Consider the following 6,414-nt stretch of genomic DNA (forward strand, 5'->3'; position numbering starts at 1 on the left):
GCGGTGCAGGGCGGGAGGTCGGTCGAGACGGGCAGAGGGTCCTCCAGGATCGGGGCGGGCGGCCCCTCAGTCTCGGGACCGGCCCGCGTGGGTGCAAGGCCCGCTAGCGGACACGTCCGCAAGAGGACGGACCGCGTCCCCGGGCGTCGCCGCCTCTGCTGAGCCTCTGCTCCTCCCGGCAAGGCCCTGACAAGCCCTCCCTTCCTGAGGAACCCCTCAGTACCGTGGATGTACCCCTTTGAGGCGGAGCGCGAGATCCCCCGCTCGCGTCGACCTCGACGTCCCTCCGTCGACCACCGCCTCGATCCTCTCCCCGTGAAAGGCCACCCCATGACGGACTCCCCACCCGTCCCGACCGCATCCCGCTCCCGCATCTCGGAGCGGTCGTGACGACCGTGAGCGCACCGCTCACCCGGACCGAGGCCCGATCGGTCGTCGACGACGCCTGCTGCCGCGCCGATGCCATCCTCAGCGCGCGCATCGCGGACCTGTGGTCGGCGAAGTCCGATCCGGAGGCGACCCGGCTGCTCCTGGAGCGCGCCCGCGCGGAGGTCGCTGCCGCCCGCACGCTGCTCGCCGAGGCGGGCACGGGGGAGTGGTGGTCGGATCTGACCGCCGCCCGCCTGGCCGAGGCCTGCATCGCCGCCCGCGTCTGGGCGGAGGGCGACCCCGCCTCCGCCGATCTCGAGCGCGTGTTCGCCTCGCGCCTACGCACCGAGCTCGGCATCGACCTCGGCTCGATCCCCCGCCGCTCCGCTCCGTCGGCCTGACCCGCTCTCGCCGGTCGGGCAGCCCTGGACGTGGGTGTCTCGACCCGCCGGCTCCGGCGGATCGGTCATTCGACCAGGGGTTCTGACGCTGGTGGATCTCGAGACGCCCGCCGCGCGGGCTGCTCGATCACCAGGGGAGCACGCCGACCCGTCACCGACGGCCGCCGACCAGCGATCTGCGCGGCCGTCCGTGACGGATCGCGGAGCAGGGCGGCCGGCACGCGAATCAAAGGCCCGGCAGCAGGCGATCCGTCGCGGACGGCCGCCGCAGCGGCCCCCGCGTAGCCGTCCGCGCCGGATCGCGGAGCAGGGCCGCCGACACGCCAGGCAGAGGACCGGCAGCAGGCGATCCGTCACGGACGGCCGCCGCAGCGGCCCCCGCGCAGCCGTCCGCGACGGATCGATCGCACTACTTCCCGGTCGGCCCGTAGAACGAGCTGATCTCGTCCAGCTCCATCTCGGCGGTCGTCTGGATGAGCTTCAGCAGCTCGGGGTCCAGGCCCGGCGAGAACTCCTCGAAGCGCTCGGGCGCGATGACCGAGGGCACTCCCTCCGGAGCCTGCTCCTTCGACTCGAGGGTCGTGCCGTCGTTCGAGGGCGAGGCGCCGCGGAAGATCTTCCCCGCCTCCGACGCGCCCTCGAGGTCGAACGTGTACTGCTTGCTCTGCAGCCCCAGATCGACCAGCTTCTTGACCTCCGGGAACCTCTCGGCGTTCGTCTTCGGGATCGGCAGGGTCTTCTTCCAGTCGATGCCGAGCGTCTCGAGCGCCTTGGCGTAGCCGTTCTCGTGGGCCTGGTCGCGGACGATCAGGTACGCGATCGTCGATCGCGCCGTCTTGTTGTCCGTCATCTCGTAGATGCGGCACTTCTGCAGGCGCCCGGTCGATTCGAGCATGAGGTTGTAGAGCAGGTCGAGCACGAGGTTGCCCGAGTTGTAGACGTAGCTGCCGCTCCACGGGTTGCCGACCGAGTCGACCGGCAGGGCGCCCTGCGCTCCGACGAGGTAGTGGTGGATGTTGCCCGTGTCGAGGGCGATGTTCAGCGGAGTGGCGCCGCCGGCACCCGGGGTGTCGAGCGGATCCGTGGGCTTGCCGTTGTAGCGCGGGGAGCCGTCGAGCAGGCGCGAGATGGTGGTGCCGATCAGCTCGACGTGGCTGATCTCCTCCGTGCCGATGCCCTGGATCAGGTCGCGGTACGGCTTCGCGTCGGCGCCGCGGAAGTTCATCGCCTGGAAGAGGTACTGCATCATGGTGCGCATCTCGCCGAACTGCCCGCCGAGCCCCTCCTGCAGCGCGTTCGCGGCGGCCGGATCCGGCTCGTCCTGCTCGATGTCGTTGATGAGTCGCTGCACGTGGAAGAACATCATTGCCTCCGAGAGGATCGTGGTGTCCCCTCAGAGTCCGTCGTGCTCCTCTCCCTCCGCGCCCCCTTGCCCTTCCCCGAGCGCGGAGGGACACTGCCGCACCTCTTGACGCCGGTGCCCGCACCCGCGACGCTCGGCGCTGGGGCCGCGCGGGCGGCCTCGCTCCCGAGCCAGGAAGGCACCCCATGCGCTTGCTCACCGCCGGCCTGTTCGCGTCGATCGACGGAGTCGTCGAATCGCCGAACCTGTTCCAGTTCGACAGCTTCGACCCCGAGCTCGGAGCGCTGATGGGCGGGATGATCGACGAGGTCGACACCGCCGTGATGGGACGGGCCGGCTACGAGGAGTGGTCGCAGTACTGGCCCTCGGCACCCGCCGACGATCCCTTCGGCGCCTTCATCAACCCGATCGAGAAGTTCGTCGCCTCGACGACGCTCACCGGGGAGCTCGGCTGGAACGCCAGGCTCATCGAGGGGGACGTCGAGAGCTTCCTCGTCGACCTCAAGCGGACCGAGGGCGGACGCATCTCGCTGTTCTCGAGCATCTCGCTCACCCGACAGCTGCTGTTCGCCGGCCTCCTCGACGAGCTCACGCTGATGGTCCACCCGGTGATCGCCGGAGCCGGCCGCCGCCTGTTCGAGCCGAGCGATCCGCTCACGCGGCTGGAGCTGCGCGACTCGTCGATCACGAGCGCGGGCAACGCGGTGCTGACCTACGCACTGCGAGGCTGAGGGGCCGCGGCATCACGCCCCGCTCAGCGCCTCCACGTCGGCCGCGAGGCTCTTCTGCACCGCGAACTGGGTGCGGTGCAGCTCCTCGTACCGCCCACCGGCGGCCAGCAGCTCGTCGTGCGTGCCGCGCTCGACGATCGAGCCGTCCTCGACCACGAGGATCAGGTCGGCGCTGCGGATGGTCGACAGGCGGTGCGCGATAACCATCGCCGTCCGCCCCTCCAGCGCCTCGCTGAGCGCGGCCTGCACGGCCGCCTCCGACGTCGAGTCCAGGGCCGCGGTCGCCTCGTCGAGGATGACGACCCGAGGCTGGGCGAGCAGGAGCCGCGCGATGGTCAGTCGCTGGCGCTCGCCGCCCGAGAGCCGGTAGCCGCGCTCGCCGACCACGGTGTCCAGCTGATCGGGCAGCGAGCGGAGGAGCGGCTCGAGCCGCGCGCGGCGGACCGCGTCCCACACGTCGTCGAGGGACGCCTCCGGTCGGGCCAGGCGCAGGTTCGAGAGGATCGTCTCGTGGAACAGGTGGCCGTCCTGCGTCACCATGCCCAGGGTGTGCCGCATCGAGTCGAACGTGACGTCGCGGACGTCCGTCCCGGCGAGCCGCACGGCCCCGCTGTCGACGTCGTAGAGACGCGAGAGCAGTTGCGCGATCGTGGACTTGCCGGCGCCGGACGTGCCGACGAGGGCGACCGTCTGGCCGGGCTCGATCCGGAAGGAGACGCCGTGCAGCACCTCCTCGCCGCCGCGGGTGTCGAGCGTCGAGACCTCCTCCAAGGAGGCGAGGGAGACCTTGTCGGCGGACGGGTAGGCGAAGCGGACGTCGTCGAACTCGACGGCGACGGGGCCCTCGGGGACGGCGACGGCGTCGGGCTTCTGCTGGATGAGCGGCTCGAGGTCGAGCACCTCGAACACGCGCTCGAAGCTGACCACCGCGCTCATGATCTCGACGCGGGCGTTCGCGAGGCTGGTCAGCGGCGCGTAGAGGCGGGTGAGGAGCAGCGCCAGCGTGACCACCTCGCCGGTGTCCAGGGCGCCGCCGAGCGCGAGGACGCCGCCGAGCCCGTAGACGAGCGCGAGGGCGAGGGCCGAGACGAGCATCAGCGCCGTGAAGAAGACGAACTGCAGCATCGCGGTCCGGACCCCGATGTCGCGGACGCGGGCGGCGCGCACGCGGAACTCCTCGGCCTCCTCGTCGGGCCGGCCGAACAGCTTGACGAGGGTGGCGCCGGGGGCCGAGAAGCGCTCGGTCATCTGCGTGCTCATCGCGGAGTTGTGATCGGCGGCCTCGCGGCGGAGGGCGGCGAGCCGGCCGCCCATCCGGCGAGCAGGCACCAGGAAGATCGGGAGCATGATCACGGCGAGGACCGTGACGAGCCAAGACGTGCTGAGCATGACGATCAGGGTGAGGATGAGCGCCACGAGGTTCGTGACCACGCCGGACAGGGTGCCGCTGAACGCCTGCTGAGCGCCGATCACGTCGTTGTTGAGGCGGCTCACGAGGGCGCCCGTGCGGGTGCGGGTGAAGAACGCGATCGGCATCTTCTGCACGTGGTCGAAGACGGCGGTGCGCAGGTCCAGGATCACGCCCTCGCCGATCCGCGCGGAGTACCAGCGCGTCACGAGGGACACGGCGGCGTCCGCCACGGCGACGAGCGCGATGACGACGGCGATCCGGATGATCGTGGCGACCTCGCCCCGCGCGACGATGACGTCGACCACCTGGCCGGCCAGCACCGGCGTCGCGACCGCGAGGAAGGCTCCGACGATCGAGAGCGTGATGAAGATCAGCAGCTGCGACCGGTACGGCACGGCGAACGTCATGATGCGCCGGACCGAGGCGCGGGAGATGCCGTGCTTGCCGTCCCTGACGGTCGAGATCTTGTAGAGCGAGCTCCAGGCCGCGCCTTCCATGCTCATCGGCAGTTCCTTCCCTCGACCCCACGCCCCAACTTAGGGGGTGGGTGGCGGGGATTCCTGGGGTGGGTCGTGGCGCCTCCGCCCGCGGCGCGCGGCCTCGTCCAGAAGCGGCCCGCACCCTTCCGCGGAAGTTGCGGTAACGGCTCGCGCTTCCCGCAACTTTTGGAGAACGGGCGGAAGTGCCGGGCGGCGAGGCGCGGTGCTTCCGCAGAAGTTGCGGTGACGGCTCGCGCTTCCCGCAACTTCTGGAGGCCCGCGAGGACTCGAGTCCGAGGGGTCGAGCGCTGTCAGTCTCCGCACCGCGACGACCCCCATGATGGGGCGATGTTCATCCCGACCAGAGCCGCCGGTCTCGAGGCGCTCGCCGACTTCGTCCCGCGCGCCGGCGGCGCCTACGCGCGCGACCGCAATCACGACCTCGGATCGTCGCGGGACAACGTCTCCGGGCTCTCCCCGTACCTCCGCCACCGGCTCGTGACCGAGCGGGAGGTCGTGGCCGCGGTCCTCGCGCGCCACCGGCTGACCGCCGCGGAGAAGTTCGTGCAGGAGGTGTTCTGGCGCACCTACTGGAAGGGCTGGCTCGAGCAGAACCCCGAGGTGTGGCGCCGCTACCGCCGCGAGCTGAACGACCTGGTCGAGGGCCGCCTCCCGTCGGGCTACCGCGACGCGATCGGTGGGCGGAGCGGCGTCGACGCGATGGACGCGTGGGTGCGCGAGCTCGTCGAGACCGGCTACCTGCACAATCCCACGCGCATGTGGTTCGCGAGCATCTGGATCTTCACCCTTCAGCTGCCCTGGCAGCTCGGCGCCGACTTCTTCTACCGGCACCTCCTCGACGGCGACGCCGCGTCGAACACGCTCTCCTGGAGGTGGGTGGCCGGGCTCCAGACGCCGGGGAAGACGTACCTGGCGTCCGCCTCGAACATCGCCCGGTACACCGACGGGCGCTTCTCCCCGCAGGGCCTCGCCACCACGGCTCCGGCGCTGGTCGAGGAGCACTTCCCGCCCCGGGAGGCGATCGGAGTGGACGACGTCGTCGGGACCGTCGGGGCCCGCCCCGGCCTCCTGCTGCACGAGGAGGACCTCGACGCGGAGAGCCTCCTCGCCGAGCAGCCCGGCCTGGCGGAACGTCTCGTGACGAGGGCTGCGGTCGCCGATGCAGAGCAGCGCTCGCCGCTCGCGGTGTCGGAGGCGGTGAGCGCCTTCACCTCGGCGGCGCTCCTCGACGCCTCGTCCCGCGCGCCGGACGCGAGTGGCCGGCCGGCGCGGGTGCTGGCGGATGCGGATCCCGCGACGGTCGTCGAGTGGGCGAGGTCGGAGCGGCTCGACTCCGTGGTCGTCCCGTACGCGCCGATCGGACCCGTCCGCGAGCGGCTGGACGCGCTGCGCCCCGCGCTCGCGGCCGAGGGAGTCGCGCTCGTCACCGTGCGCCGCCGGTGGGACGGCACCGCGTGGCCCTCGGCGTCGCGCGGGTTCTTCGCCTTCCGGAAGCGGATCCCGGTGCTGGTGCGCGGCCTGGACGAGCCTTCCGACGCGGTCCGCCTGTTCTGACCCGCCCTCGCGGAGGTGCAGCCGCCTCCCGTGCGCAATCCGTCGCGGAGGGTCGACCGCCCCGTCGCGAACGGCCGCCGATCGG

At 71.5% G+C, this 6,414-nt stretch carries 5 protein-coding genes; 3 read left to right on the forward strand and 2 right to left on the reverse strand.

The genetic code is table 11. The features are described from left to right. Positions 1 to 386: 386 nt before the first annotated feature. Positions 387 to 770, forward strand: coding sequence for a hypothetical protein (locus tag B0T42_RS06225; RefSeq protein ID WP_077222383.1), 384 nt, complete (start codon positions 387 to 389; stop codon positions 768 to 770). 409 nt (positions 771 to 1,179) lie between these two features. Here the strand turns inward: B0T42_RS06225 and B0T42_RS06230 are convergent, their stop codons facing one another. Continuing rightward, positions 1,180 to 2,133 carry a manganese catalase family protein gene (locus B0T42_RS06230; RefSeq protein ID WP_055784925.1) on the reverse strand — a complete coding sequence of 318 codons (954 nt, stop codon included), beginning with the start codon at positions 2,131 to 2,133 and terminating at the stop codon, positions 1,180 to 1,182. A 185-nt stretch (positions 2,134 to 2,318) separates the two neighbouring features. Here B0T42_RS06230 and B0T42_RS06235 point away from each other — a divergent pair, with 185 nt between their 5' ends. Then, complete coding sequence (locus B0T42_RS06235) at positions 2,319 to 2,864, forward strand: dihydrofolate reductase family protein (RefSeq protein WP_077222384.1); 546 nt, start codon at positions 2,319 to 2,321, stop codon at positions 2,862 to 2,864. Between the two features lie 12 nt (positions 2,865 to 2,876). Here the strand turns inward: B0T42_RS06235 and B0T42_RS06240 are convergent, their stop codons facing one another. After that, positions 2,877 to 4,778, reverse strand: a complete 1,902-nt coding sequence (locus B0T42_RS06240) for an ABC transporter ATP-binding protein (RefSeq protein ID WP_077222385.1) — start codon at positions 4,776 to 4,778, stop codon at positions 2,877 to 2,879. 324 nt (positions 4,779 to 5,102) lie between these two features. Between B0T42_RS06240 and B0T42_RS06245 the strand changes: the two genes are divergently transcribed. Further along, positions 5,103 to 6,329, forward strand: coding sequence for an FAD-binding domain-containing protein (locus B0T42_RS06245; protein WP_077222386.1), 1,227 nt, complete (start codon positions 5,103 to 5,105; stop codon positions 6,327 to 6,329). The last annotated feature ends 85 nt before the right edge of the window (positions 6,330 to 6,414 follow it).

Source organism: Rathayibacter rhapontici, assembly GCF_001995175.1.
Classification (GTDB): domain Bacteria; phylum Actinomycetota; class Actinomycetes; order Actinomycetales; family Microbacteriaceae; genus Rathayibacter.

Excerpts from the sequence above, each read along its gene's own strand:
- B0T42_RS06230 (WP_055784925.1), bottom strand. The coding sequence starts at position 2,133 with ATGTTCTTCCACGTGCAGCGACTCATCAACGACATCGAGCAGGACGAG.
- B0T42_RS06245 (WP_077222386.1), top strand. The coding sequence starts at position 5,103 with ATGTTCATCCCGACCAGAGCCGCCGGTCTCGAGGCGCTCGCCGACTTC.
- B0T42_RS06235 (WP_077222384.1), top strand. The coding sequence starts at position 2,319 with ATGCGCTTGCTCACCGCCGGCCTGTTCGCGTCGATCGACGGAGTCGTC.
- B0T42_RS06240 (WP_077222385.1), bottom strand. The coding sequence starts at position 4,778 with ATGAGCATGGAAGGCGCGGCCTGGAGCTCGCTCTACAAGATCTCGACC.